Origin of the sequence: Pelagimonas sp., assembly GCF_050633425.1 — a bacterium.
Lineage (GTDB): Bacteria > Pseudomonadota > Alphaproteobacteria > Rhodobacterales > Rhodobacteraceae > Pelagimonas.
This window is the reverse complement of sequence record NZ_JBOEGM010000004.1, coordinates 340225-365469: the sequence shown is the minus strand read 5'-3', so window position 1 is coordinate 365469 and position 25245 is coordinate 340225. Positions and strand designations below refer to the sequence as shown.

At 56.4% G+C, this 25245-nt stretch carries 22 protein-coding genes and 2 riboswitches; of the genes, 6 read left to right on the top strand and 16 right to left on the bottom strand.

Translation table 11 applies throughout. The annotated features are described in order from the left end of the window. The first annotated feature begins 39 nt into the window (after positions 1-39). A complete protein-coding gene (locus ACRBB0_RS03695; protein ID WP_431373047.1) occupies positions 40-972 on the top strand; it encodes an inositol monophosphatase family protein in 933 nt (310 codons plus the stop codon). A 41-nt stretch (positions 973-1013) separates the two neighbouring features. Here ACRBB0_RS03695 and gcvP read toward each other — a convergent pair whose 3' ends face one another. The 4 genes from gcvP to ACRBB0_RS03675 form a co-directional block, all read right to left on the bottom strand. After that, complete coding sequence (gene gcvP, locus ACRBB0_RS03690; RefSeq protein ID WP_431373046.1) at positions 1014-3857, bottom strand: aminomethyl-transferring glycine dehydrogenase; 2844 nt, start codon at positions 3855-3857, stop codon at positions 1014-1016. Positions 3858-3967: 110 nt separating this feature from the next. Continuing rightward, the gene (gcvH, locus tag ACRBB0_RS03685; protein WP_431373045.1) at positions 3968-4327 is read right to left on the bottom strand and encodes a glycine cleavage system protein GcvH; all 360 of its coding nucleotides are present in this window, start codon (positions 4325-4327) and stop codon (positions 3968-3970) included. Between the two features lie 16 nt (positions 4328-4343). Beyond that, positions 4344-5465, bottom strand: a complete 1122-nt coding sequence (gene gcvT / locus ACRBB0_RS03680; RefSeq protein ID WP_431373044.1) for a glycine cleavage system aminomethyltransferase GcvT — start codon at positions 5463-5465, stop codon at positions 4344-4346. 81 nt (positions 5466-5546) lie between these two features. Next, positions 5547-5620: riboswitch (glycine riboswitch) on the bottom strand. Further along, positions 5621-5713, bottom strand: a riboswitch (glycine riboswitch). A gap of 6 nt (positions 5714-5719) precedes the next feature. After that, entirely contained in the window at positions 5720-6211 is a 492-nt protein-coding gene (locus ACRBB0_RS03675) for an RrF2 family transcriptional regulator (RefSeq protein WP_431373043.1), read from the bottom strand. 94 nt (positions 6212-6305) lie between these two features. Here ACRBB0_RS03675 and ACRBB0_RS03670 point away from each other — a divergent pair, with 94 nt between their 5' ends. Continuing rightward, complete coding sequence (locus tag ACRBB0_RS03670; RefSeq protein WP_431373042.1) at positions 6306-6875, top strand: gamma-glutamylcyclotransferase family protein; 570 nt, start codon at positions 6306-6308, stop codon at positions 6873-6875. A gap of 68 nt (positions 6876-6943) precedes the next feature. On the opposite strand, the gene gltX is transcribed toward ACRBB0_RS03670, so the two are convergent. Next, positions 6944-8278: a glutamate--tRNA ligase gene (gltX, locus tag ACRBB0_RS03665; protein WP_431373041.1), complete on the bottom strand. Its 1335-nt coding sequence runs from the start codon at positions 8276-8278 to the stop codon at positions 6944-6946. Between the two features lie 161 nt (positions 8279-8439). Between gltX and ACRBB0_RS03660 the strand changes: the two genes are divergently transcribed. Continuing rightward, a complete protein-coding gene (locus tag ACRBB0_RS03660) occupies positions 8440-9384 on the top strand; it encodes a 1-phosphofructokinase family hexose kinase (RefSeq protein ID WP_431373040.1) in 945 nt (314 codons plus the stop codon). A gap of 38 nt (positions 9385-9422) precedes the next feature. Further along, positions 9423-9947: an RNA 2',3'-cyclic phosphodiesterase gene (gene thpR / locus ACRBB0_RS03655; RefSeq protein WP_431373039.1), complete on the top strand. Its 525-nt coding sequence runs from the start codon at positions 9423-9425 to the stop codon at positions 9945-9947. Between the two features lie 7 nt (positions 9948-9954). On the opposite strand, the gene ACRBB0_RS03650 is transcribed toward thpR, so the two are convergent. Next, positions 9955-11613, bottom strand: coding sequence for an NAD+ synthase (locus tag ACRBB0_RS03650; protein WP_431373038.1), 1659 nt, complete (start codon positions 11611-11613; stop codon positions 9955-9957). Between the two features lie 151 nt (positions 11614-11764). Between ACRBB0_RS03650 and ACRBB0_RS03645 the strand changes: the two genes are divergently transcribed. Beyond that, positions 11765-13216: an MORN repeat-containing protein gene (locus ACRBB0_RS03645; protein ID WP_431373037.1), complete on the top strand. Its 1452-nt coding sequence runs from the start codon at positions 11765-11767 to the stop codon at positions 13214-13216. A 158-nt stretch (positions 13217-13374) separates the two neighbouring features. After that, positions 13375-15324, top strand: coding sequence for a sensor histidine kinase (locus ACRBB0_RS03640; protein WP_431373036.1), 1950 nt, complete (start codon positions 13375-13377; stop codon positions 15322-15324). Between the two features lie 9 nt (positions 15325-15333). Here ACRBB0_RS03640 and ACRBB0_RS03635 read toward each other — a convergent pair whose 3' ends face one another. From ACRBB0_RS03635 to ACRBB0_RS03590, 10 genes are all read right to left on the bottom strand, one after another. Further along, complete coding sequence (locus ACRBB0_RS03635; RefSeq protein ID WP_431373035.1) at positions 15334-16662, bottom strand: sigma-54-dependent transcriptional regulator; 1329 nt, start codon at positions 16660-16662, stop codon at positions 15334-15336. An 8-nt stretch (positions 16663-16670) separates the two neighbouring features. Next, positions 16671-16796 (bottom strand): hypothetical protein, encoded by a 126-nt coding sequence (locus ACRBB0_RS03630; protein WP_431373034.1) that lies wholly within the window; start codon positions 16794-16796, stop codon positions 16671-16673. Positions 16797-16800: 4 nt separating this feature from the next. Then, positions 16801-18132, bottom strand: coding sequence for a c-type cytochrome (locus ACRBB0_RS03625; RefSeq protein ID WP_431373033.1), 1332 nt, complete (start codon positions 18130-18132; stop codon positions 16801-16803). Next, positions 18132-19349: a formate dehydrogenase subunit gamma gene (locus tag ACRBB0_RS03620; RefSeq protein WP_431373032.1), complete on the bottom strand. Its 1218-nt coding sequence runs from the start codon at positions 19347-19349 to the stop codon at positions 18132-18134. Before ACRBB0_RS03620 ends, ACRBB0_RS03625 begins: the two co-directional genes overlap by 1 nt. Before the next feature lie 115 nt (positions 19350-19464). Next, positions 19465-20058, bottom strand: coding sequence for a formate dehydrogenase FDH3 subunit beta (fdh3B, locus tag ACRBB0_RS03615; protein WP_431373031.1), 594 nt, complete (start codon positions 20056-20058; stop codon positions 19465-19467). 12 nt (positions 20059-20070) lie between these two features. Further along, complete coding sequence (locus tag ACRBB0_RS03610) at positions 20071-22968, bottom strand: formate dehydrogenase subunit alpha (RefSeq protein WP_431373030.1); 2898 nt, start codon at positions 22966-22968, stop codon at positions 20071-20073. A gap of 151 nt (positions 22969-23119) precedes the next feature. Beyond that, entirely contained in the window at positions 23120-23305 is a 186-nt protein-coding gene (locus tag ACRBB0_RS03605; RefSeq protein WP_431373029.1) for a twin-arginine translocation signal domain-containing protein, read from the bottom strand. 69 nt (positions 23306-23374) lie between these two features. Continuing rightward, positions 23375-23983, bottom strand: coding sequence for a TorD/DmsD family molecular chaperone (locus ACRBB0_RS03600; RefSeq protein ID WP_431373028.1), 609 nt, complete (start codon positions 23981-23983; stop codon positions 23375-23377). Beyond that, positions 23980-24627 carry a DUF3306 domain-containing protein gene (locus ACRBB0_RS03595; RefSeq protein WP_431373027.1) on the bottom strand — a complete coding sequence of 216 codons (648 nt, stop codon included), beginning with the start codon at positions 24625-24627 and terminating at the stop codon, positions 23980-23982. Before ACRBB0_RS03595 ends, ACRBB0_RS03600 begins: the two co-directional genes overlap by 4 nt. Continuing rightward, the gene (locus tag ACRBB0_RS03590; protein ID WP_431373230.1) at positions 24624-25160 is read right to left on the bottom strand and encodes a DUF3305 domain-containing protein; all 537 of its coding nucleotides are present in this window, start codon (positions 25158-25160) and stop codon (positions 24624-24626) included. The genes ACRBB0_RS03595 and ACRBB0_RS03590 overlap by 4 nt, the downstream gene beginning before the upstream one ends. Between the last annotated feature and the right edge of the window lie 85 nt (positions 25161-25245).

Here is a 25245-nt window from a genome sequence, read left to right as displayed (position 1 = left end):
GCAATCAGTTTGCAACTGCAGCAATTACTGGACGGATACATGACCGATTCCTTGCCAATGCCGATTACCGCCCCCCTGACCAAAGCCCAGCGCACGCAGCTTTTGAACCTAGTGCGCCGTGCCGCCAAGGCCGAAATCATGCCGCGCTTTCGCCAATTGGGTGCACATCAGATCAACCAAAAAACCGGCCCTCAGGATCTTGTGACCGATGCCGACAAGGCCGCCGAAGCCATGATCACGCGCGGCATTTTGGGCATGTTCCCCCACGCCTTGGTGGTCGGAGAAGAGCATGCTTCGGACAACCCCGATATTATCGACAAGATCGCCGACGCCGAATTGTGTTTCACCATTGATCCCGTCGATGGCACTTGGAACTACGCCAATGGCCTGACCTGTTTTGGGGTTTACGTCGCGATTTTGCGCTTCGGGCATCCGGTGTTTGGCCTGATGTACGACCCGGTGATGAACGATGTTATCATAGCCGACGAAGAAAGCCCGGCGATGTTGATCCAACCGCGCGGTGTCAAACGCAAGCTCAAGACGTCAAGCGGTGGGCCGGTTGATACCCTCGACGGCTACATCCCGCTGTCCTTGATTGCCAAAGACAAACAGGCGCAAATGGCCGCGACCTTTCCAAAGTTTCAGCGTATCAATTCGCTGCGCTGCGCCCTGCATGAATTTCGGATGCTGACCCAAGGAAATGTCGACTTTATCCTGTCTGGGAAACTGACCCCATGGGACCAACCCGCCGGTGTCGTGGCCGCTCGGCGCGCGGGCGCACATGTGGCGATGCTGGATGGCAGCGAGTATCGCGGAGATACCCGCGACGGCTATTTGCTATCCGCCTGTAACGCCGAAACATGGAACCGGGTGCGCGACGTCTTTGATTTCCTGATCGACACCCCTCAGGACGACACCCAAGACCAAACAGACGCGACTCAAGAGCCCGCAACAGAGTCCGAAGACGCATAAGAAAAAGCCGCCGCCCTAATGATAAGAGCGGCGGCTTTGTTTTATTCTGTCTCGTCAATGTCGGTCATTGGTGGACAGGTACAAACCAAGTTTCGATCCCCATAGGCGTTGTCGACTCGGTTGACTGGTGGCCAATACTTGTCGACCCGGAACGCACCGGGCGGGAAGCAACCCTGTTCGCGGCTATAGGGCCGATCCCAATCGCGAACGAGATCTTCCATCGTATGCGGCGCAAATTTCAGCGGATTGGCTTCCGCATCCATTTTGCCGTCTTCAATCGCGCGAATTTCCTCACGGATTGCCAACATGGCGTCACAAAAGCGATCCAGCTCGGCTTGTGTCTCGGACTCGGTCGGTTCAACCATCAACGTCCCGGCAACAGGCCAGCTCATTGTCGGCGCGTGAAAGCCGCAATCCATCAACCGTTTGGCAATATCCTCAACCGTCACTCCCGCACTTTCGGCAAAGGGACGCACATCAAGAATGCACTCATGCGCTACACGCCCTTCCGTGCCGCGATACAGCACGTCATAAGCCCCCTCGAGCCGCTTCGCGATGTAGTTGGCGTTCAGAATCGCCACCCGCGTCGCTTGGGTTAACCCTTCACCGCCCATCATCAACACATAGGCCCAAGAGATCGGCAATAGCGAAGGCGACCCGAATGCCGCCGCGCTCACCGCCCCAGATTGCTCTTCCTTCGGGTCTTTGGGCAGATGAGGGATCAGATGCGATTTGACACCAATCGGACCCATGCCGGGGCCACCACCACCATGCGGAATGCAAAACGTTTTGTGCAAGTTCAGGTGGCTCACATCGCCCCCCAAATCGCCCGGACGCGACAGACCAACCATCGCGTTCATATTGGCCCCGTCGATATAGACCTGACCTCCATGTTCATGGGTGATCGCGCAAACCTCTTTGACGGTTTCTTCGAATACGCCATGCGTGGATGGGTAGGTGATCATACAGGCGGCAAGGTTATCTGAATGCTTCTCCGCCTTGGTCCGGAAATCGGCAATGTCGATCGACCCATTTTCGTCGCATGCAACCGCAACAACCTTCCAGTTCACCATATGGGCAGATGCCGGGTTGGTGCCATGGGCATTCACCGGGATCAGACACACATTGCGATGGGCTTGGCCTCGGGCGGTTTGCCAATCGCGAATGGTCAAAAGGCCGGCATATTCACCCTGTGCACCCGAATTGGGCTGCATCGAGAATTCGTCGTAGCCCGTGATCTGGCACAGCTTGTCACTCAGATCGCTGATCAGCTCTGCATAACCCTGCGCCTGATCTTTGGGCACATAGGGGTGGATCATCGAAAACTCTCGCCAGCTCACCGGGATCATTTCAGCAGCAGAGTTGAGCTTCATCGTACAAGACCCAAGCGGAATCATCGCCCGATCCAACGCCAAATCGCGGTCCGCCAAGCGACGCATATAGCGCATCATCTCGGTCTCGGCCCGGTTCATGTGGAACACGTCATGCTGAAGGTATTCAGATGTCCGCACCATTCCCTCGGGCAGCATGTACTCAGCAGTGAAATCATTGTCCTGTTGAACAAGGCCAAAGGCCCGCCAAACCGCCTCAACCGTTTCAGGCCGGGACCGCTCATCAAGCGTGATGCCCACTTTGGTCTTACCAACGCGACGCAGGTTCAGCCCTTCACGCACGGCGGCTTGCAAAACACCGCGCTGCAAAAGCCCAACATCCACGGTAATTGTGTCAAAGAAGCCTTTGGGTTCGACTGCAAACCCCGCGGCCTCCAGCCCTTTGGCCAAGCGCACGGTTTTACGATGGATACGCTGTGCAATCGCACGGAGCCCCTTAGGGCCATGAAACACTGCGTAAAATCCGGCCATAACCGCCAGCAAAGCTTGCGCTGTACACACATTCGACGTCGCTTTTTCGCGGCGGATGTGTTGCTCGCGGGTTTGCAGGGACAACCGATAGGCGCGGTTGCCATGGCTATCCACCGACACACCAACGATGCGCCCCGGCATCGCCCGTTTGAACGCGTCACGACAGGCCATATAGGCCGCGTGCGGCCCGCCATAGCCAACCGGCACGCCAAAGCGCTGGGTCGATCCAACGGCAATATCTGCCCCCATCGCGCCCGGCTCCTTGAGCAAACACAACGCGAGCGGGTCAGCGGTGACAATCCCAACCGCTTTGTTGGCATGCAGGGCGTCCATTTCAGCGGTGAAATCACGGACATGGCCGTGGGTGCCTGGATATTGGAAGATCGCGGCAAAAACGGCGCTTGCATCCATGTCTTCGGGCGCGCCGACAATCACCTCAATCCCAAGCGGCTCTGCCCTTGTCTGCATCACCGCGATGTTTTGCGGATGGCAGTTTTCGTCGATGAAAAAGGCCTTGGATTTGGATTTGGCAACCCGTTGCGACATGGTCATAGCTTCGGCACAGGCCGTGGCTTCGTCGAGCAAAGACGCGTTGGCAACTTCAAGACCGGTCAGATCGCTGACCATGGTCTGATAATTCAGCAGGGCTTCTAGCCGTCCCTGCGATATCTCGGGTTGATACGGTGTATACGCCGTATACCACGCGGGGTTTTCCCAGATATTGCGCTGAATCGCCGGGGGCGTCACCGTCCCATGATAGCCTTGACCAATCAGAGATGTCAGAACTTTGTTCTTGGATGCGGTCACCCGCATACGCCGGATCAACTCGCGTTCAGACAACGGCCGTCCGAAATCCAAAGGTTCCTTTTGGCGAATGCCTTCGGGCACCGTCTGCGCGATCAACTCGTCCAGCCCAGACACGCCAAGCTCGTTACACATCGACTTCATTTCAGCCGGCGACGGGCCGATATGACGCCGATTGGCAAAGTCATATGGCAAATAATCAATCGGATCGTAGCTCATAGCTTCCTCCTCCAGTGGGCCGCAAACCCCTGGTTTCTTCTTGGCCTAAATATCACGGGGGAACACCGTCTGGCGTTGGGGGCAGCGCCCCCTGCCCCCTTCACGTCACATCAACCGATGAAATTCTTATACGCAGCTTCGTCCATCAGCTCGTCCATCGCGCTCATGTCTTCCAACTTCATCTTAAAGAACCAGGCTTCGCCTTCTGGGTCTTCGTTCACCTTGCTTGGCTCATCGACAATCGGCGAATTCACTTCGACGATTTCGCCATCCAGCGGGGCCAGAATGTCGGATGCCGCTTTGACGGATTCGATCACAACAACCTCTTCGTCGGCGCTAACTTCGGTGCCTGCCTCGGGCAGTTCCACAAAAACGACGTCGCCCAATTGTTCGGCGGCATGGGTGGTGATCCCCACAACCACAACGTCACCTTCGACACGCAACCACTCATGTTCTTCGGTAAATTTCATCACGCTCTCCCTGATATCAGCGTTTGAAGCCTGGTTTTACAAACGGCAGCGCAGCAACCTGAACCGGTTGACGCTTACCGCGCAATTCTCCGTACAAAACCGTTCCCGGTTCCGCAGTTTCTGTTGGGATATAGCCCATTGCCACCGGGCCACCCACGGTTGGGCCAAAGCCGCCTGACGTGACTTTCCCAATCGGCGCACCACCCTCAGAGGCGGCAAACAGCTCAACCCCTTCGCGCATAGGTGCGCGACCTTCGGGGCGCAAACCAACGCGGGCCATCCCAGCGCCGTCACTTAGCTCGGGCAAAATGACGTCAGCACCGGGAAAGCCGCCTGCGCGCTCCCCATCTGTGCGACGCACCTTTTGAATAGCCCATTGCAGACGCGCCGCCATCGGCGTGGTTTTGCTATCAATGTCATGACCATACAGGCACAGCCCGGCTTCCAAACGCAGGCTATCACGCGCGCCAAGGCCGATTGCCTCAACCCTGTCATCTGACAAAAGAGCCTCGGCCAGAGCCAGGGCCGCTTCATTTGGTACAGAAATCTCGTAACCATCTTCCCCGGTATAGCCCGACCGCGAAATCCAGCAGTCCACGCCCGACAACTCGACCGTAGCGACATCCATAAACTTCATCTCGGCCACAGCCGGATTCAGCCTTGCCAAAACTTCCTCGGACTGAGGGCCTTGCAGGGCAAGCAATGCGCGGTCTTCGATCTCTTCGACGGCGATACCGCGTGGCTCAAGTGCGCCGCGTAAATGTGCAATGTCGGCATCTTTGCAGGCCGCATTGACCACAACAAACAAATGATCGCCGCGATTGGCGACCATCAAGTCATCTTCTATCCCACCGGCATCATTTGTAAAAAAGCCGTAACGCTGACGGTTTTCGGCCAAGCCGGCGACGCTGACAGGCACAAGCGTTTCAAGAGCCAAAGCCACATCAGGGCCGCGCAAAATCACCTGCCCCATATGGCTCACATCAAAAAGGCCCGACGCCGCGCGGGTGTGCAGATGTTCCTTGAGAACACCGGCCTTGTATTGAACAGGCATCGAATAGCCCGCAAACGGCACCATCTTGGCCCCAAGGCCAACATGCAAATCATTCAGCACGGTTGTTTTTAAATCGTCGTTCATAACGTCGCCAAGCGCCCCCATTGGTTTTCCCAAACCAACGCGCGTGGCCGGGCATCACCGACACGGATCATCCGTGCCGCTCATGCCCCCTCTGTCCTGACGCCTGAGATCGCTATCCCTTCGGCGGGTGCCAACGCACCTCTCTCCAGAGTGTGTACCCCATGGCGGTCCTGAAGCCTGAGAGTTTCCGGGGCGGTTGCTCCTTCGGCACTGACCTCGCAAAAGGCCAGTTCTCCCGTCATGGTGGGTATCTCTTAGAGGATTGCTTCTGCCTTCGCAACAGAGTCGTCAGAATGCGTCACATTACACTTAATTTGCGGCGCGATGATCTCAAGCAGGCTGCTATTGTCGCACACCAAAGCATCTAATGTGATCGGATCCAGCGTTTCGTAAAAGGCGTTTGACGCATCATGCAAAGCGCTGCGCAACCGACAAGCATCGGTCAACGGACAGGTGTTATCGACATCAGCAAAGCATTCCGCGATTGGAACCGGGGCCTCCAAGGCGCGGAAGATGTCACCGATCACGATCTCGGTCGCCGGACGCCCAAGCTCAAGCCCGCCATTGCGGCCACGTTGCGTATGCAAATACCCCATCTGCGCGAGCTGATTGATCACCTGCGCCAAATGGTTTTCGGACGCGTTACATCGCGCTGCGATCTCAGACTTTGTCACGAGTCGCCCCATGTTAGCTGCGCAATACATCAGTACCCGCATGGCAATATTTGTTCTTTTGGTTACGCGCACGACGAACACTCCGGGCTGCTTCGGTTACCCGTCTTATGACAGCCCCATGAAAAGATGTGTTTGACTTACGTCAATCAGCGGAAATATTTGCGATATGACACATGCACATTTCTTTGGTTACGGCAGCTTGGTCGACCAACGCACCCATGACTACACCCCTGCGCAGCCTGCCAAGGCAACAGGATGGCGGCGCATATGGTGCGCGACACCTGAACGGGACTTGTGCTTTTTGACAGCGATTCGCGATGAACAGGCGTCGATTTTGGGGCTGGTGGCCCCGGTTCCCGGCCTCGATTGGACTGTTTTGGACGAACGTGAACGCGCCTATGAGCGACACGACGCCAACGACGACATTGACCATCCGGGCGAATCGACATCGGTTGCAATATATTCCGTCGCTGGCCATCGCCGCGCCGCGCCAACCGCCAAAAACCCGATTCTCTTGTCTTACCTAGATGTGGTGATCCATGGGTATCTCACCGAATTTGGCCCTGACGGGGCCAGGCATTTCTTTGAGACAACGCAAGGATGGGAAGCCCCCATCCTGAATGACCGGGCCAAACCAATCTATTCGCGCGCCCAAAAACTCTCAGGCGAAACGCGTGAGACTGTCGATGCGGCGCTGCGCCAATTGGGCAGCACCATTATCTTTGAACGCCCCTGACCTAGCCCCGTATGACTGTGCCAGAACTTCCGTGCCAAAATTGCTGGTCCAAAATTACTGGTCCAAAATCACTGGGCCAACGACCTGGCCGGCACGCTTTGCAGCAATTGCATCACATCCGACATATCCGGCCCACGTTCCTGACCTGTCATCGCTTTGCGCAGAGGCATAAACAGGCCCTTGCCTTTGCGACCTGTCGCCTCTTTGACGGCCTTGGTCCAGTTGCCCCATGTCTCCGCATCAAAAGGACCTTCGGGCAAAAGCGCCATCGCCTGTGCGACAAACTCTTTGTCTTCGTCCGCGACCATTGGCTCTGCACCGTCGCGGAACAGGGTCCACCAACCGGCCAGATCACCGCGCACGGTGATATTCTCGCGGCAAACTTTCCAAAACAGCTCTGCTTTGTCGTCGGGCACACCCGCAGCGGCCACATCCTCGGCTACATCGGTCAAAGACAACCCATGCAGCTTGCGCGCGGTCAACGGGAACAAGTCTTGGACATCAAATTTAGTTGGAGACGAGCCAAACTGAGTGGTCTCAAACCCCTCCGCAATCTCTTCGAGCGACATGCGTAGCTCAACCGGCTGGCTCGACCCAAGACGCGCCATTAGGCTCAGCAATGCTTCTGGCTCAATCCCTTGCTCACGCAAATCACGCAACGCCAAAGTGCCCAACCGCTTGGACAGCGATTCGCCCTGTGGACCGGTCAGCAATGAGTGGTGCGCAAATTCAGGCGGGGTGCCGCCCAGCGCGCGGATCATCTGAATCTGCGTCGCGGTATTTGTGACGTGGTCATTGCCGCGCACCACATTGGTCACACCCATATCCATATCGTCGCAAACCGACGCGATCGTGTACAAAACCTGACCATCCGCGCGGATCAAAACCGGGTCCGACACAGACGCCGCATCAATTGAGACATCGCCCAAGATACCGTCGGTCCATTCGATCCGCTCCTGATCGAGCTTGAACCGCCAAACACCATCGCCGCGCTCGGCACGCAAAGCATCTTTCTCGGCATCCGACAGGTTCAAAGCCGACCGGTCATAAACCGGCGGCTTATGCATGTTCAAAAGCTTCTTTCGCTTGAGATCAAGTTCGGTTGGCGTCTCAAACGCTTCATAGAACCGGCCCATCTCGCGCAGCTTATCCGCCGCGTCTGCGTACCGGTCTAGCCGTGTCGACTGACGCTCAATCCGATCCCAAGTCAGGCCAAGCCATTCCAAATCCTGCTTGATCGCATCGACATATTCTTCCTTCGACCGCTCTGGGTCGGTGTCATCAATACGTAGGATGAATTCGCCGCCGGTTTTGCGGGCGATCAAATAGTTGAACAGCGCAGTGCGCAGGTTGCCAACGTGGATGTAACCCGTGGGCGATGGAGCAAATCTGGTAACGGTCATAAGCGGCCTCCTGTCAGGGGCGTGGTTTCAGGGGCATAGTTTCAGGCGCGTGTGTTTTCATACGCACGCCGGTTTGTCCAGCCGCGCGCGGGATTGTCCGCCATTCTGGCCTTTCCTGCGCGCGCCCCTCTTGGCATGTTGGCGTTAACAAAGAGGTTACCATGACACCGATTCTTACTGTGACTCTGAACCCAGCCTTGGATTTGGCAACATCGGTTGGCCAAGTGGTGCCAAATCTCAAGCTGCGCTGCGGTCCTGAAACCGCCGAACCGGGGGGCGGCGGTGTCAATGTGGCCCGCGCAGTCATGCAACTTGGGGGCGCGGCTCAGGCACTGGTTGCGCTGGGGGGCAACACCGGCAGAACATTGCAGGATTTACTGATCTCCCAAGGTCTCGAGACCGTTCGGATCGAAGCCCCTGCCGAAACCCGGCACAGTTTTGCGGTCACCGATCAGAGCAGCGGTGAACAATTTCGGTTTGTCCTGTCTGGCCCAAGCTGGACGGATGAACAACTTGATATCATGTTGAATCAGCTTGACAATATCGCCGCCCCAGATGCCTTTGTCGTCCTGTCGGGTAGCATGCCCCCCGGTGCCAAACCGGGCTTCATCCCCCAAACCTGCGCACGTCTCGGTGCGCGGCGACAATTGGTTGTCGATACCTCTGGTGCCCATCTGGAAGCTCAGGCCAACGGGCCGCAACCCGCCCCGGCCGTGTTGCGCATGGACAGTCATGAGGCTGAGACCTTGTCCGGCCGCACGTTGGCGACACAAGAGGAAAGCGCCAGATATGCCCAAGAGCTACGCCAGCGCGGTGCCGGGAAATTGGTGATTATTGCACGGGGCAAGGATGGGTCCGTCATGGCAGATGCCGACGGGCTGTGGCATGTCAACGCCTCGAACGAAACGGTTGTAAGCGCCATCGGGGCCGGTGACAGTTTTGTCGGTGGTTTTGTCATGGGTCTCGCCCAGGGGCAGCCCGCGCCAGAAGCGCTTCGCTATGGTGCCGCTGCAGCCTCTGCCGCCGTGATCAGCCCGGGCACCCAGCTGTGCCGCCGCGACGATTGGGATCGTCTTTTGCCTCAAACCGTCCTGACCAAGCTCTGATATCTGGTTTTGTGGTCGGATTCATGCGATCCTAAGACATGCGTTTATTTCTTGCCCTACCGTTACCTGATCACGCCGTCTCAGACATTGAAACCATCCAATCCCGCCTGCCTGATGGCCGCGCCGTTCCACCAGAAAACCTACATCTGACCTTGGTGTTTCTGGGTGATCAGGACGAGGCGATTTTGGGTCCCTTGCACGACGCCCTGCTGACCTTACGCGCCGCCCCCATCACCTTGACCCTGTCAGGCGTTGCTGATTTTGGCGGTCGGTTTGGCCAAGCCATTGGCCTCGCCGCAGAGGGTGGCCCCGCTCTTCTTGACCTGCAATCCAGGATCAGATCACGTTTGCACGGTGCAGGCATTCATCTCGAACGCCGTCGGTTTCGTCCGCATGTGACCCTGTCGCGCCTATCGGGTAAAACCGATCCGGCCCCGGTCTTAAACGCCTTGATCGGCGCAAAAGCCGGACCGATGACGCTCACGTCCTTTGGGCTGTATCAATCCACCTTGCATGATCAGGGGGCCTATTACGACACCCTGTCCAGCTATCCGTTGAGCTAAGACAGGCCTAAGACGTGTCGCGCCACCGGTTCACAATTGGATAACGCCGATCAAGCCAAAAGGCACGCGGCGTCAGGCGAGGACCGGGCGCGGACTGAAACCGTTTATATTCGCTGATATAGAGCAGGTGTTCGACCTTTTTGGCATCCGCCCGGTCGAACCCCGCGGCAACGCAATCAGCGATTGAGCCCTCTTTATCCACCAAAATCTGCAAAATCGCGTCCAGAACCGGGTAATCGGGCAATGAATCGCTGTCTTTTTGATCATCGCGAAGCTCAGCCGAGGGGGGTTTGGTGATTATCCGATCTGGAATAACCTCGCCGGATGGGCCTTGCATCCAGGCGCGGTGATTGCTGTTGCGCCAGCGGCATTGCTCAAACACGCGGGTTTTATACATATCTTTGATCGGGTTATAGCCACCGGCCATGTCGCCATAGATCGTAGCATAACCCACTGCGACCTCAGACTTATTTCCGGTGGTCAACAGCATTTCGCCAAACTTGTTCGACAGCGCCATCAACAACAAACCGCGCAAACGCGATTGGATGTTTTCTTCTGTCAGGTCTGCCTGGGTTCCGGCAAACAGCGGCGCAAGCGTGTTTGTGATCGCCTCGCGCCCTTCGGCAATCGGGACATAATCATAGCGACAGCCAAGATTTTCAGCCAGTTCCTTGGCGTCTTCCAGCGATTCAGGCGAGGTGTATTCCGACGGAAGCATCACACAACGGACATTCTCGGCACCAATTGCGTCAACGGCAATGGTCGCGACGATGGCGGAATCGATGCCACCAGACAGACCCAATAAGACCTTTTTGAACCCAGTTTTGTACAAATAGTCCCGCAAGGATTCGACCATCACCCGGTAATCTTGTTCCCAGGCATCGGGGTGCTTGGTGAATGGCCCATCCAAGGCGCGCCAACCATCTGGCCCGCGCTCAAGATCGACTTGAGCGACAATCTCGTCGAATACCGGCAGTTGCAGCACGATTTTCCCACCGGGGTTCAGGACAAACGTTCCCCCGTCAAACACCTGATCATCCTGACCGCCGGTCATGTTCAGATAAATCAACGGCAGTTCTGTTTCGACGACCCGGCCCACCATATGATTGAGCCGCGTCTCAAACTTGTTGCGGTAATAAGGGGACCCGTTGGGCACCAACAGGAACTCGGCACCGGTTTCCTCTAGGGTTTCAGCCACATCAGAGTGCCACGCATCTTCGCATATCGGGGATCCGACACGCACCCCATTCACGTTATAAGGCCCGGCCATCGGTCCGCTGTCGAAAATCCGCACTTCGTCAAACACGGTTTCGTTGGGCAAATGATGCTTGAGAACACTGCGCACGATCTGGCCACCGGTACAGATGTGATACGCGTTATATAGCTCGGTCCCTTCGACCCAAGGCCCACCAATGGCAAGCGTCGGCCCATCGGCACAGTCAACGGCCAACTGCTTGACCACCTCAATGGCCTCAGCGTGAAAAGCCGGTTTCATCACCAAATCCTGGGCGTTGTATCCGGTGATGAACATCTCAGGCAGCGCCACCATATCGGCACCAGCTTCTTTGCCCTGCTGCCAAGCATCCCGTGCTTTGGCGGCATTGCCATGCAAATCCCCAACGGTTGGGTTCAACTGTGCCAGCGTCAGACGAAAACGATCACTCATCGGGCCTGCCCTTATTTCTTCGCGGTTCGCACCTGAAATAGCAGATGCTCGCCTGAGGAAAAGCGTAATGGGCAAAAGAGATTGCCCCTAAGCCCCGCCTTGGTTACGTTTTGGTCAATTGGGGAATACCCGAAACGGGGACGGGACGAGCATGAAGACCGCAGGGATCACCACCTTTTTTGTCGCGGCACTGGCTTTGGCACTGCCAATCAGCGCGCAAGATAGCGAAGTTGTTACCAAGCAATATGATGACGGCGGCGAATATGTCGGCACGTTTCAGGACGGGCTGCAGCACGGAACCGGCACATACCGATTACCCAATGGTTATGAATTCACCGGCGACTGGTTCGAAGGTGAAATCAAAGGCAATGGCGTCGCCCGGTTCCCGAATGGCTCGGTCTATGATGGCCAATTCGCCAAGGGCAAACCCGAAGGCGTGGGCAAGATCACCTTTGCCGATGGCGGCACTTACGAAGGCACATGGCGCGACGGCAAAATCACCGGGAGCGGTGTTGCGATCTATGCAAATGGCGTGCGCTATGAGGGATCGTTCCGCAATGCGCTGCACCACGGCAAAGGCATTATGACCTCGCCCAACGGCTATCTTTATGATGGCGATTGGGTGAATGGGGTCAAAGAAGGTGGTGCCAAGATCACCTATCCCGACAGCTCGGTCTACGATGGTCGCGTTGCTGACGGTGAACGCGAAGGTCAGGGCAAGCTGACCATGCCAGACGGTTTGATTTACGAAGGCACCTGGCGCGATGGCCAAATTGACGGGTCGGGCAAGCTCGTTCAACCCAATGGCGATATCTATGAGGGCCAGTTGGTTGACGGCCGCCGCGAAGGTGCCGGCAAGGTCACCTATGCCAATGAAGACACCTACGAGGGTGAGTTCAACAACGACCAGCGCCATGGTCAAGGCACGTTTATTGGCAAAGACGGTTACAAATACGAAGGCAACTGGGTCAGCGGCCAGATCGAAGGTCAGGGCAAAGTGACCTACCCTGATGGCTCGGTCTATGAGGGCGCATTTAGCGGCGACCTGGCCAATGGGAAAGGTAAAATCACCTATCCGGACGGGTCGACATTTGATGGCGATTGGAAAGAGGGTGTGATCGAGGGGCGCGGTGTCGCCACCTATACCAACGGTCTTGTGTATACTGGTGAATGGTCCAACGCCCGGAACCACGGATTTGGCATTATGACCTATCCTGATGGATACCGGTATGAAGGCGACTGGAAAGATGGTCAGCGTCACGGCGAAGGTAAGGCGACGTATCCCGACGGCACCTTGTACGAAGGCCAGTTTCGTGATGGGCAGCGCCATGGCGAAGGCGTGATTACCATGGCCGGTGGTTTTGTTTATGATGGCAATTGGGATCGCGGTGAAATCAACGGTGAAGGTGTTGCGACCTATGCCAATGGTGACGTCTATACCGGCATGTTCAAAAACGGCAAACGCCAGGGCGTGGGTACCATGCGCTATGCGACCGGCGAAGAGGCCAATGGCGATTGGGTGAACGGTGCGCTGACTGGCAAACCGGAAGAACAAGCCGACGCCACCCCAGAAGAGGCCGAAACCCCAGCCGCGTCTGAATAACCCGTCGTACCCAATGTTTGCAAAACAGGGTGCCTTGGCCAGCACGGCTTGGGCGCACCCGCATTATTTCAACAACAAACGACCCTCGTGACAAAGTCCCATTTGCGCCGAACACATCGCATCGCTAGGCTACCCGGCAATCCATGACCGGAGCCTTAATGTCCTCTGTCCGTCTACGCCTGTTGATCCTGGCGCTCTTGCCGTTGATCGTGCTTATGCCGTTGCTTTTGCTGCTGGGCATGACTCGATGGAGCGCGGATTACGACAAGGTTTTGATTGCCAATGTTGAAAGCGATCTACGAATTGCGGAACAATATCTGGCACGACTGATGACCGAAACCGGCACTGATCTGCTGAGCGTGGCGGAATCGACTGAGTTTTCAACCCTGCTTGACCGTAAAATCACCGCCCAAAACGCCTATTTCAACGCCAAGCGCGATGCTTTGGAGTTGGATTTTCTGTACTTTATCCCCCGCGCCGAAACAGAAGACGCCGCTAGCAAATGGCCCGTCATCCGCGCCGCGTTGAACGGGATGGCCAACACCCAGATCGACATATTCACGGGGTCTGACCTCGATGCGTTTTCCAGCGGATTGGCCACTCAGGCCCGCATTGATCTGATCGACACCGAAGCCGCCAGCCCGACCGATCGCACGATTGAAGACCGCGGCATGGTGGTACACAGCGCCTCACCCGTGATGATCCCCGGCCATACCGGCGTTTTGGTGGGCGGCATTTTGTTGAACCGTAACCTACAGTTCATCGACACGATTAATGCTCTGGTTTACCTCAACGCCATCACCGGCGGTGAGCGACAGGGAACTGCGACGCTGTTTTTGGATGACGTGCGCGTCTCGACCAATGTGCGACTGTTCGAAGATGTTCGCGCGCTGGGCACGCGTGTTTCCGGCGCGGTTCGCAACAAGGTTCTGGATGAGGGACAGACGTGGCTGGCGCGCGCATTTGTGGTGAATGATTGGTATATTTCCGGGTATTTGCCGCTCAAGGATAGCTTTGGCCGCCGTGTCGGCATGCTTTACGTCGGATTTCTCGAGGCTCCGTTTTCGGCGGCAAAACGGTCAGCCTACATTTGGATGATGGTCGCGTTTGGCGCTGTTTTGGCCTTGTCCGGCCCGGTTTTCCTTGGCCTTGCCAAGGGTATTTTTGCGCCGCTCGAACGCATGAGCCACACCATGAAACGTGTGGAGAAAGGTGATCTCTCGGCGCGAAATGGCAATATCGGGACCACCGATGAAATCGGGCAAGTGGCCGCGCATTTGGACAGTCTGCTCAATCAGGTGCAGGATCGCGATCAAAAGCTACGCGCCTGGGCAGATGAGCTTAATCAACGCGTTGATCAACGCACATCCGAGCTCAGCGATGCAAATGCCAAGCTCGAACAAACCTTCAAGCAATTGGTGATGTCGGAAAAGCTCGCCTCTATTGGGGAAATCACGGCTGGTGTGGCGCATGAAATCAACAACCCGGTCGCGGTGATTCAAGGCAATGTCGACGTCATGCGTGAAACACTCGGCCCTCATGCGGCCGAGGTGAAAACTGAGCTGGATTTGGTTGATCAACAAGTGTCACGCATTGACGCAATTGTTGGAAAGCTTCTGCAATTCGCCCGCCCCGGTGAATTTTCGGGTTTCGAAGAAACCACGTTATTACAACCTGTTGTTTCCGATTGCCTGGTCTTGGTTGATCACCTGATAAGCAGGCGCGACATCACCATCGCGCTGGATTTCGGCGAGGCCCCTGCCGTCAAAATCGACCCCGGCGAGATGCAGCAAGTGGTGATCAACTTGATTGTTAACGCAGTGCAGGCAATGGGAGACAAAGGAAATTTGTCCATCAGTTTGCGAACGCAAAGGCGCGATGAAACCCACGGTGCTGAACTGATCATACGAGACACCGGCCCCGGTATTCCCCAAGACAAGCTTAACACTGTTTTTGACCCGTTTTTTACCACCAAACAGGCCGAAGGAACCGGGCTTGGCCTATCAATCAGCCAAACCCTGATCCAACGGGCCGGGGGGATTATTTCCGCTCAAAATACAGAACAAGGGGCCGAATTTTCGATCTGGCTTCCCGCTGCTGAGTATTGATAGGCAGGATTATTCGCCCCAAGCCGCGCATTTGCGATCAACCGTTTTGCGAGACACGCCCAACCGGCGGGACGCTTCGGCGCGATTGCCGTCACATTGATCCAACACGTGCAGAATATGGCGCTGCATGACGTAGTCCAACGTTTCAACGGCCTGCGATCCGGTAACCTGACCATTCCCGGCAAATTCATCTGGAAATTCACCCAAAATCACTGACCGTTCGATCAGATTGCGCAATTCACGCACATTTCCAGGCCAATCGTAGCGACGCAGCTTGAGCAAGGTTTCGTCGTCCAAATCCAAGGCAGGCATGCCCAAAGCCGTCGAAAAATGCGTCATGAACATGCTTGCCAGCTCAACGATGTCTTCGGACCGGTCTTTGAGCAACGGCATATCAATATTAACGATGTTGATACGGTGATAAAGGTCGGTGCGAAACCGCCCGTCTTCGACGGCCCGTTCCAGATCTACATTGGTGGCAAAACACAGGCGTAGGTTTAGCGGAATGTCGCGTTCACCGCCCACTGGTCGTACTCGTTGGTCTTCAAGCACCCGCAAGAGCGCCGCTTGCAACGCGTCGGTCATTTGCGCAACTTCGTCGAGGAAGAGTGTCCCACCATCAGCCAGCAAAAACAGCCCAGCTTTGCGTTGGTCTGCCCCTTCGACAACACCGAAGAGCTCTTGGGAAATTCGATCCGGCGCAAGCGCGGCACAGTTGACGGCAACAAAGGGTTTTTCTGCCCGATCAGACAGTTGGTGCATGGTTCGCGCAGCAACCTCTTTGCCCGTGCCGCTGGCACCGGTGAACAGGACCGGTGTCGGCAAAGGTGCCAATTTGTGCAACATTGCCCGCACTTCCGCCAAGGCATCAGACGTTCCAAGCAATTGCCCGCGCGCATTGTCCGAAGACAGCTCATGGCGCAGCAGTGTATTATCGCGCCGCAGGTATTTGCGATCCAACGTCCGCGACACCGCATTCAATATTTGATTGGCCCGAAACGGTTTCAGAACAAAGTCCGAAACCCCGGCGCGCAGGGCGGTTATCGCGGTTTCCAAATCGGCATAGGCGGTGATCAGGATCGTGTCGGCGAACAGCCCCAAACGGCTTTGCTCGCTCACCCATTCCAGACCGGTCTTGCCAGGCATGATATTGTCAAGAATGACCAAATCAAAATGCGCGCGATCAAGCATCGCCGTTGCCTCATCAGGCGAACCGGCTTGCTCCACCCGCTTGCAGCGCGGTTCCAAGATTTTGGTCAAGAAATTACGCATGCCCGGTTCGTCGTCCAAAACAAGGATCGACGCACCTCTTAGGCTCGTCCCATATTCGTCTGCCACGCCGCGCCTCAGTTTAACCTTACACTGGCACCTGAATAGCGGTCTTCGGAGGAAAAGCCTATCTGTGCCAGTGCGAAATTGGCGGCGATAGCGATGATTACGGTTGCGGCGAACCCGGCCCACATGGCTTTCATTGGGTTAGTCTCCTTGAACGGTGGTGTCTTTGAGAAAGGTGATCAGATCAGCGCGATCTTGTGGCTTCGCGATCACCTGCATGGGCATTTTACTACCCGGAATATAGTGGTCAGGCCCCTGATCAAACAGGGCATCAATGGTGGTTTCATCCCAGATGATGTCGGACCCATCCAGAATGTCAGAATAGCTATAGCCCGGCACAGTCCCAGCGCGACGCCCGAAAATGCCATGCATCGTCGGCCCGGCTTTGCGCGACGGGCCCTCTTCTAACGCATGGCAGATGGAACATTTGCGCATGAACTGACGCTCTCCGTTGGGCATCGTATCGGCGGCCTTCAGAAAGCTGCGGTCTTGGCCCATGGCCGGGTCAAATTTGTCCAGGCTGTCCACCGGCCAGCCATAGGCAACATCATCCAGCCCCCCAGCCCAAATGGTTTTGCCGTCATTGGAAAACGCCAAAGCCCAGACCGGCCCTTTGCGTGTGGCGCGGAAATCACGGGTGATTTTCCATGCGGTGGTGTCGATCATCATGATGTAGCCATGCCCATCACCAACCGCGAGTTGATCGGTGTCGGCGTGATAGGCCATCGACAGGATCGGGCGGCGATCAAGTGTGAAATCCGCGATCTGCTCTCCGGTTACGGGATGAACGATGCGAGTCCCGCCGTCAACAGCGCCATAGGCGAGCCAGTCATCGGAAACGATCAACTCGTTTATACCAAAACCCTGTTTGACGATGGGGCGGCTTTCGAATGAGTCGTTCTTTCGCTCCCAAATTCGCACGGTACCATCTGATGATGCTGAGAAAAGCACATCGTCGCGCAGAAAGCCTATCGAGGTTACACCGGACGAATGACCGGTGAGAACCCTTGCTTCGTAAGGCACCCCATGGTTTGATCGGTTAAGCAAGTACTCACCTACTGACACAAGGTGTATCGTACCGTCCCAACTGGCGCTGGCGAAGTACGTCGTCTCAGGAGAGTAGGCAACGTCACTTACTTTTCCCATGTGCTTTGTGATTACACCCAAATCTTCAGTCGAAATCTCTGGATGCAAGCTCAGCACGCGGAAGTCGTCCCCTCCAGACAGAACCCCTGGTTGTGAACTGGCATCAATTGCAACCACCGCAGCCTCATGCCCCTCAAGCCATGTCGGCACCCCATCACGCCAAACCCCTACCGAGTTATCAAAACTCGCCGTTACAACGGTTCCATCTGGGGCGACAGCGATGTCCATGATCGGGCCGCCATGCCCTTTGAGCGTGGTAAACTCTTGCGCCACGGCCGGCATTACCCAAAGGGCGACCAAGCTTATGAGCGGCGCAAGAAATCGCATTATTCGGCCGGAGTGGCGTCTTTTGGCTTTGCGTCACGTGGTTCTTTGCCTTCGGCCGCCAGAACCTCATCAAGCCAAATGGAATGGTGTTGATGCGCCCAGGCCTCGTCAACCTCACCGGTGGTCATCGCGTCTGACGCCCCAGCCATCCCGACCGAGCCGATATAGATATGCGCCAACACGATCGCCATCAGCACAAAGGCCATGATCGCGTGCCAAAGCTGGGTGAACTGCATTTCCTCTTGCGGGGACAACTCAGTCGGCAAGGGGGCCATACCAACCCAACCCGGCGCACCGATGTCATTCAACAAAACAAAGGTTTTCGCCATAAGAGGCAATTCATATGGGAACAGAAGCGACACGCCAGACACTGCAATCGACCCGCCAAACAGGATGACCGACCAAAAGATGATCTTTTGACCGCCATTGAACTTTTTGGCAGGCGGGTGATTTTTACCGATGATTCCGCCAAACTGGGCAAACCATTTGATGTCGGTTCGGTCGGGAATATTGTGCCAAACCCACATGACGAACACCATAAACAGCCCGAGTATAAACGCCCAAGCGACGTTATTGTGGACCAGTTTCGACACGGTCAACAAGGTCGAGTTAAACTCATGCCCAAGATACGGCGCGATGAATTTTCGACCCAGCAACACAAACAGACCCGTAAAACCGAGAAGGATAAAGGACCCGCCAAGCATCCAATGCGCAAGGCGTTCGATGAATTTGAAACGGGTGACGGTGCGGCCGGTCATCGGCTCATCAATGCCGATTTTACCGCGGAGCAGATAGAAAAGGATCAGAGCGCCAAGCGTTCCAAGGAGCAGCCAGCCACCATAGGTGATCAACGGCCCTTGGCGGAAATTCAGCCACCACATCCCGCCATCCTGCATCAACATCGCTGACCCGCTACCGCGGGCTGAAGTCGACAAATCAGCCGAGCCATATCGCATCGCGCGCCACAGTTCAGGGTCCGAAGCCCCCCCCAACGGGGCAAGCTGAGCGGCACCAGGCGCGGCCTCTGGATCGCCGATATTGTCACGGCGAAACGCGTCATCCACAGGCTCTCCGCGTTGGCGGGCCATGATATCTTCAAGCGTTTGCGCCCCGCCCGTTGCGGATCGGTCGGGTGCTGGTGACCCGGTCACATCTTCGGCCTGCGCGACACCAGTCAGCAGCAGTGAAAAGACAAGTGCGAGTGCCATGCGTAGCATGTGTCACCCTCCTTGGAGAATTTGAATTCGAATAAGGTGCGGGCCAGCCCGAAGGGATACAGGGCCGACCCGCGTGATTGGTTGATGGGCGAGGATCCCCCGCCCACCCAAAGCGTCAGCCGCCTTTTTGCTCGTAGGCAGTGCCCCAACCCCAAGCGCCCGCGCCAAAGCCGCGTGCAACCACACGTTCACGGTAGATCGCCGACACAACGTCGCCATCCCCCGCCAACAGGGCCTTGGTAGAACACATCTCTGCGCAGATCGGCAGTTTGCCTTCGGCAATACGGTTACGACCGTATTTGGCGAATTCCGCAGTCGAGTGGTTTTCCTCAGGACCGCCAGCACAGAAGGTACATTTGTCCATCTTGCCGCGGCTGCCAAAGTTGCCAGCCTGTGGATATTGCGGCGCGCCAAATGGGCAGGCGTAGAAGCAATAACCACAACCGATGCACAGGTCCTTGGAGTGCAGAACCACACCTTCTTCGTTTTGGTAGAAGCAATCCACTGGACAAACGGCCATACAGGGCGCGTCCGAACAATGCATACAGGCCACCGAGATAGAACGCTCACCGGCTTTACCGTCATTGAGGGTTACCACGCGGCGGCGGTTGATCCCCCAAGGAACTTCGTGCTCGTTCTTACATGCGGTAACGCAGGCGTTGCACTCAATGCAGCGTTCGGCGTCACATAGGAACTTAGATCGTGCCATATCTGGGTCTCCTTAAGCTGCTGAGATTTTGCAGAGAGTACATTTTGTCTCCTGCATCTGAGTGACCGAGTCGTACCCGTAAGTCTGCGCGGTGTTACAGCTTTCACCCAATACATAGGGATCAGCGCCATCGGGATATTTATCCCTTAAATCCGCACCTTGGTAATGACCGCCAAAGTGGAACGGCATAAAGGCAACGCCTTCGCCGACCCGTTCGGTGATCATCGCCATGACTTTGACCTTGCCGCCTTCTGGGCCTTCGACCCAAACCTGAGAGCCCTCGCGGATGCCAAGGTTGTTGGCGTCACGTGGGTTGATCTCGACGAACATGTCTTGCTGAAGCTCAGCCAGCCATGGGTTCGAACGGGTTTCTTCACCGCCGCCTTCGTATTCAACCAAGCGACCAGAGGTCAAAATGATTGGGAAGTCTTTGGAGAAGTCGTTCTTTTGGATCGACGCATACATTGTCGGCAAGCGATAGAACTTGCGGTCTTCGTATGTCGGGTAATCCGCAACCAGATCGCGACGCGGTGTGTACAAAGGTTCGCGGTGCACAGGAACCGGATCCGGGAATGTCCACACTACAGCACGGGCCTTAGCGTTCCCGAACGGCGCACATTCGTGCTTGATCGCGACGCGTTGGATACCACCCGAAAGGTCGGTTTTCCAGTTGGTCTTGGCACCGGCAACACCCTCGATCGAGGCGCGCTCTTCGTCGGTAAGATCACCGTCCCAACCCAGATCCATCAGCATCTGCATGGTGAATTCAGGATAGCCGTCCTGGATTTCGGAATTCACACTATAGACACCATCGGCCAACAGGTTGTCGCCATCCCGCTCAACGCCAAAGCGCGCCCGGAAGGTGAGACCACCTTCAGAAACCGGCTTGGACATATCATAGAGGTTCGGCGTACCAGGGTGACCCATTTCTGCGGTGCCCCAGCACGGCCATGGCAGACCATAGTAATCGCCATCCGCCGGACCACCAATCGCTTGAAGCGTGGTTCTGTCGAACGTGTGCTGGTTGGCCATGTGCAGTTTGAGACGTTCGGGCGACTGGCCGGTATAGCCAATGGTCCACATGCCGCGGTTGATTTCACGCAGCGTGTCTTCGACATTTGGCGTGATGCCATCTTCTTCAATCGCAATGTTGCGGAAGATCCGATCATGGAAGCCGAATTTCTTTGAGAACAGGCCAATGATTTCATGGTCTGTTTTTGATTCAAAGAGCGGGTCCATGATCTTTTCGCGCCACTGGAACGACCGGTTGGACGCGGTGACCGAGCCATATGTCTCGAACTGCGTCGCAGCCGGCAGCAGATAACAGCCATCGGTGCGGTCATGCAAAACAGCGGAAACAGTTGGGAATGGGTCAATGACGACCAACATATCCAGCTTTTCCATTGCCGTTTTCATTTCCGGCCCGCGTGTCTGAGAGTTCGGCGCGTGACCCCAAAGAACCATGGCACGGACTTTGTCCGGGTTGTCCATGTTTTCCGGGTCTTCAAGAACACCGTCAATCCAGCGTGACACCGGAATACCGGTGAGGTTCTGAAGCGACTTATCCTTGCCGTCGGCACCCGTGGTTGTGGCAAACTGATTGCCCAGCCATTCGGCGTCTTCTTCCCAAACGCGCGCCCAATGGGCCCAAGCGCCTTTGGACAGGCCATAATAGCCCGGCAAAGTGTGGCTCAGAACACCAAGGTCGGTTGCACCCTGAACGTTGTCATGGCCGCGGAAGATGTTGGTACCACCACCCGATGCGCCCATGTTGCCCAGCGCCAGCTGAAGCACGCAATATGCACGGGTGTTGTTGTTGCCGTTGGTGTGCTGTGTACCACCCATACACCAGATCACGGTGCCGGGACGGTTGTTTGCCATGGTACGGGCAACGCGTTTCAGCTGAGAACCGGGCGTGCCTGTGACACGTTCGACTTCTTCAGGTGTCCACTTGGCCACTTCTTCTTTGATCTGATCCATGCCCCAAACACGGGTGCGGATGAACTCTTTGTCCTCCCAACCGTTTTCGAACATGTGCCACAAAATGCCCCAGATCAACGCCACATCCGTACCGGGACGGAAGCGAACGTATTCGTCCGCATGAGCCGCTGTGCGGGTGAAACGTGGGTCACAAACGATCAACGGAGCGTTGTTTTGCTCTTTCGCCTTCAAAACGTGGAGCAGCGAAACGGGGTGCGCTTCGGCTGGGTTACCACCAATGATAAAGATCGCTTTGGAATTGTGGATGTCATTGTACGAGTTCGTCATCGCACCATAGCCCCAGGTGTTCGCAACACCGGCAACTGTGGTTGAGTGACAAATACGCGCCTGATGGTCCACGTTGTTGGTGCCCCAATAGGCAGCAAACTTGCGGAACAAATAGGCTTGTTCGTTGGAGTGCTTGGCCGAACCCAGCCAATAAACGCTATCCGGGCCACTTTCTTCCCGGATGTTCATCATGCCGTCGCCGATCTCATTAATCGCCTGTTCCCAGCTGATGCGCTTCCACTCTCCACCCTCTTTTTTCATAGGGTATTTCAGGCGGCGTTCACCGTGGGCGTGTTCACGCACCGAGGCCCCTTTGGCACAATGAGCGCCAAGGTTGAACGGGCTGTCCCAGCCGGGCTCTTGCCCAACCCAAACGCCGTTGGACACCTCTGCCACAACAGTACAGCCAACTGAACAATGCGTGCAGATGGATTTCTTGATTTCCACCGAACCGGTCGCTGCAGTCGCGGCCGAAGCCTGCTGTACTGTACCGCCGGTGGCTGCAATCGCGGCCAAGCCGCCAATCGCCAGACCGGACCCGCGCAAAAAGGCACGGCGGTCTACCGAAGCGTTTGCCGCTTCAGACAGGATACTGGTCCGCTGGGGGCGTCGCGCAACCCCGTTGGTCTTTTTCCTAAGCATGTTTCTCTCTCCCTTGCTTGCATGGGGTTTCGCCCCTGCTTGCTTGGTATTGCGAATGATCTCTCGGACAGTCGGGCGTCACGCAACCAGTTGCCGAAAGGCGGGGTGATCACGTCCGGGTGGGCCGGGCGCAGTCGGTGTTAAGACAGGTTCAGAAACGAGCGCTGTCGAAATAGGCGCGGGTATGCGCCGTGTCCTGCATCTTGTTCGATGCCAAATCAGGTTCGGCCGCTTCGGCTTCGCCTGTTCCGGCTGCAACAGCCAGCGCCGCAACCGGCGCCGTTGTTCCGGCCATCTTCAAGAAATCGCGGCGCGAAGCTTTGGTTTCTTTTGTCATCTTGGGAACTCCCCCCTTGATGTGTTCTGACGGTGACCCGCCACTCGAATTGCCCGCACGTCGGGCTGATTACTCACTACTCAAACGAAAGCCTTCGGCTTCAATCTCCATGAACGCCCGGCCAACTGTGCCGACCGATGCATAGAAAATCGAATTCTTGGCCCCTTCGAGATCCGCAAAGAAATGCGATGCCCACGGGCCGATATGCCGATTGAAAAAGGTTTTTTGATCCTCGAGCGTCGCCGGTGTGCCAAAACGGCCCACAACCAGCGCACCCATCATTTCCATGAGACTGGCGATGTTGTCTTCGGGTTCAAACACGTTTTGCGCCCGTTCCAAACCGCGTGCGACCATATCCTTGCGCAGCTGAGCCAGCGGTTTTTCGTTCAAAAACCCAGTCAGATAATACGACGCATAAGGCAGCAACTCGCCCCGCCCCAATCCGATAAACAGCTTGTTATACTCGCTCTCTACCGCTTTGGGTTTGGTGATCTTGGCGACTTTGGCCAGCGTGCTGATGGCACGTCCCAAGTCGCTGTCATCTCCGCTTAGGCTGGCGGTTTGGGCCAGCAGCATTTCGTCCGGCGGACCCGAAAGGATCAAACCGACAAAGTTATAAAGGTCGGCGCGCAGCCGATCTTCTGTAGCAATCTGGGTGGTGTCCACGGCTGCGGTCATCCTGTCCTCTGGTCGTCAAATGTGAATGTCATGCGGCGTGATCCCGGTGTCGGAGCCTCTACCGCATCCTCGGCACCGTCTTCCCATTCGGGTTCATACGGTGCTTCATCTTCGGCGGCTTGCGCGGCAAATGCCAGCACTGCTTCTTTGTCTTGCGGTTCGGGCGGACGGACAGAGTTGATCCGAGGGTCTTCGGCTTCCACCTCAGCAACGGCATCGACCTCCTCTGAGGCGGCCTCTTCCTCTTCCGCTTGGCGTGCCAGCTCCTCCACATGGGCGGTCATGCCCTTGCCGATCTGATAGGCGCTTTGCATGTTCTCAATACACATAGCTGCGTCGGTGAAGTCTTCGCCATAGTCCACCAGCCCGTCAACATTGGCGAGCAATGGGTTCACCGTCCAAAGCCGACGCAGCGCGCGTGTTTTCAGACGGGCCGGTATCGCCTTGCCCATAAAGGCTTTGAAATCATCACCCTCAGCAAGGCTGTCAGGATCGGGCAGGCCCAGCTCCTGCAAAAGCTCCTCGTCGGTTTTCTCGGCTTGAACCGCCTCAACGTCGGCCTGAACCGCAGCCTCTTCGGCTTTGACTTCTGCCTCGGCTTCCGCTTCAACAGCGGCCTTTCGGCGGGACCACAAATCCATCATTGCAGCCTCGCTTTCTTGCGGCCCGTCGGCGACCGGTAGACATCCGCGACCTGCGTAATCCGCGCATCACCGATGCCATCCTCGACCAAATCGGTGCGTTTTTTGTCCCGGCGACGTTTGATAAACACCTCGTCCTCGTGGAATTCTTCAACGAAATCGCGCACCCAAGACTCAAGCCCGGCAGGCATCGGCACCTTTTCGACCAGTTCTTCACCACTGTCGGTGTAATCCTGCGCCTCATAGGGCGAGGCCGTCGCCAGCAGCATATCAAGCGGGCAGTCCCCCTCGCCGTCACGCATGACAACATAGATGCTTGGAACCTGGGCCGTCAGCCCGTGCAGATAGGCTTCGGTCTCCGCACCATGAAGTTCCAGCGTCAGAGTTGCAGCGTGATATTCGATGGATTCACCTTCGCGGCGCATCTCACGGAAATCAGCAGGGCCAGCGCCCGGCAACACCGCAACAGCTTTCCACACCCAAGGAACCCAGCGCGTCACGCCCGGCGTCTTTCGAAGAACGATCCCCAGAGGCATCGTCCAATACATTTTAGGATTGTGGATCAACCCAGAAGTCCTCCCGTTGACCTAACCTTGCGTTACACCAGCCGTTGTTCAAAGT

What these genes read in the sequence shown, in the direction of transcription:
- ACRBB0_RS03595 (WP_431373027.1), bottom strand. Translation starts at nt 24,627, where the DNA reads ATGATGGATTTGTGGTCCCGCCGAAAGGCCGCTGTTGAAGCGGAAGCC.
- ACRBB0_RS03630 (WP_431373034.1), bottom strand. Translation starts at nt 16,796, where the DNA reads ATGAAAGCCATGTGGGCCGGGTTCGCCGCAACCGTAATCATCGCTATC.
- gcvP (WP_431373046.1), bottom strand. Translation starts at nt 3,857, where the DNA reads ATGAGCTACGATCCGATTGATTATTTGCCATATGACTTTGCCAATCGG.
- ACRBB0_RS03660 (WP_431373040.1), top strand. Translation starts at nt 8,440, where the DNA reads ATGACACCGATTCTTACTGTGACTCTGAACCCAGCCTTGGATTTGGCA.
- ACRBB0_RS03640 (WP_431373036.1), top strand. Translation starts at nt 13,375, where the DNA reads ATGTCCTCTGTCCGTCTACGCCTGTTGATCCTGGCGCTCTTGCCGTTG.
- gcvH (WP_431373045.1), bottom strand. Translation starts at nt 4,327, where the DNA reads ATGAAATTTACCGAAGAACATGAGTGGTTGCGTGTCGAAGGTGACGTT.
- ACRBB0_RS03600 (WP_431373028.1), bottom strand. Translation starts at nt 23,983, where the DNA reads ATGACCGCAGCCGTGGACACCACCCAGATTGCTACAGAAGATCGGCTG.
- ACRBB0_RS03645 (WP_431373037.1), top strand. Translation starts at nt 11,765, where the DNA reads ATGAAGACCGCAGGGATCACCACCTTTTTTGTCGCGGCACTGGCTTTG.
- ACRBB0_RS03620 (WP_431373032.1), bottom strand. Translation starts at nt 19,349, where the DNA reads ATGCTACGCATGGCACTCGCACTTGTCTTTTCACTGCTGCTGACTGGT.
- ACRBB0_RS03610 (WP_431373030.1), bottom strand. Translation starts at nt 22,968, where the DNA reads ATGCTTAGGAAAAAGACCAACGGGGTTGCGCGACGCCCCCAGCGGACC.
- ACRBB0_RS03650 (WP_431373038.1), bottom strand. Translation starts at nt 11,613, where the DNA reads ATGAGTGATCGTTTTCGTCTGACGCTGGCACAGTTGAACCCAACCGTT.
- ACRBB0_RS03695 (WP_431373047.1), top strand. Translation starts at nt 40, where the DNA reads ATGACCGATTCCTTGCCAATGCCGATTACCGCCCCCCTGACCAAAGCC.
- fdh3B (WP_431373031.1), bottom strand. Translation starts at nt 20,058, where the DNA reads ATGGCACGATCTAAGTTCCTATGTGACGCCGAACGCTGCATTGAGTGC.
- ACRBB0_RS03605 (WP_431373029.1), bottom strand. Translation starts at nt 23,305, where the DNA reads ATGACAAAAGAAACCAAAGCTTCGCGCCGCGATTTCTTGAAGATGGCC.
- ACRBB0_RS03625 (WP_431373033.1), bottom strand. Translation starts at nt 18,132, where the DNA reads ATGCGATTTCTTGCGCCGCTCATAAGCTTGGTCGCCCTTTGGGTAATG.
- ACRBB0_RS03590 (WP_431373230.1), bottom strand. Translation starts at nt 25,160, where the DNA reads ATGCCTCTGGGGATCGTTCTTCGAAAGACGCCGGGCGTGACGCGCTGG.
- thpR (WP_431373039.1), top strand. Translation starts at nt 9,423, where the DNA reads ATGCGTTTATTTCTTGCCCTACCGTTACCTGATCACGCCGTCTCAGAC.
- gcvT (WP_431373044.1), bottom strand. Translation starts at nt 5,465, where the DNA reads ATGAACGACGATTTAAAAACAACCGTGCTGAATGATTTGCATGTTGGC.
- gltX (WP_431373041.1), bottom strand. Translation starts at nt 8,278, where the DNA reads ATGACCGTTACCAGATTTGCTCCATCGCCCACGGGTTACATCCACGTT.
- ACRBB0_RS03670 (WP_431373042.1), top strand. Translation starts at nt 6,306, where the DNA reads ATGACACATGCACATTTCTTTGGTTACGGCAGCTTGGTCGACCAACGC.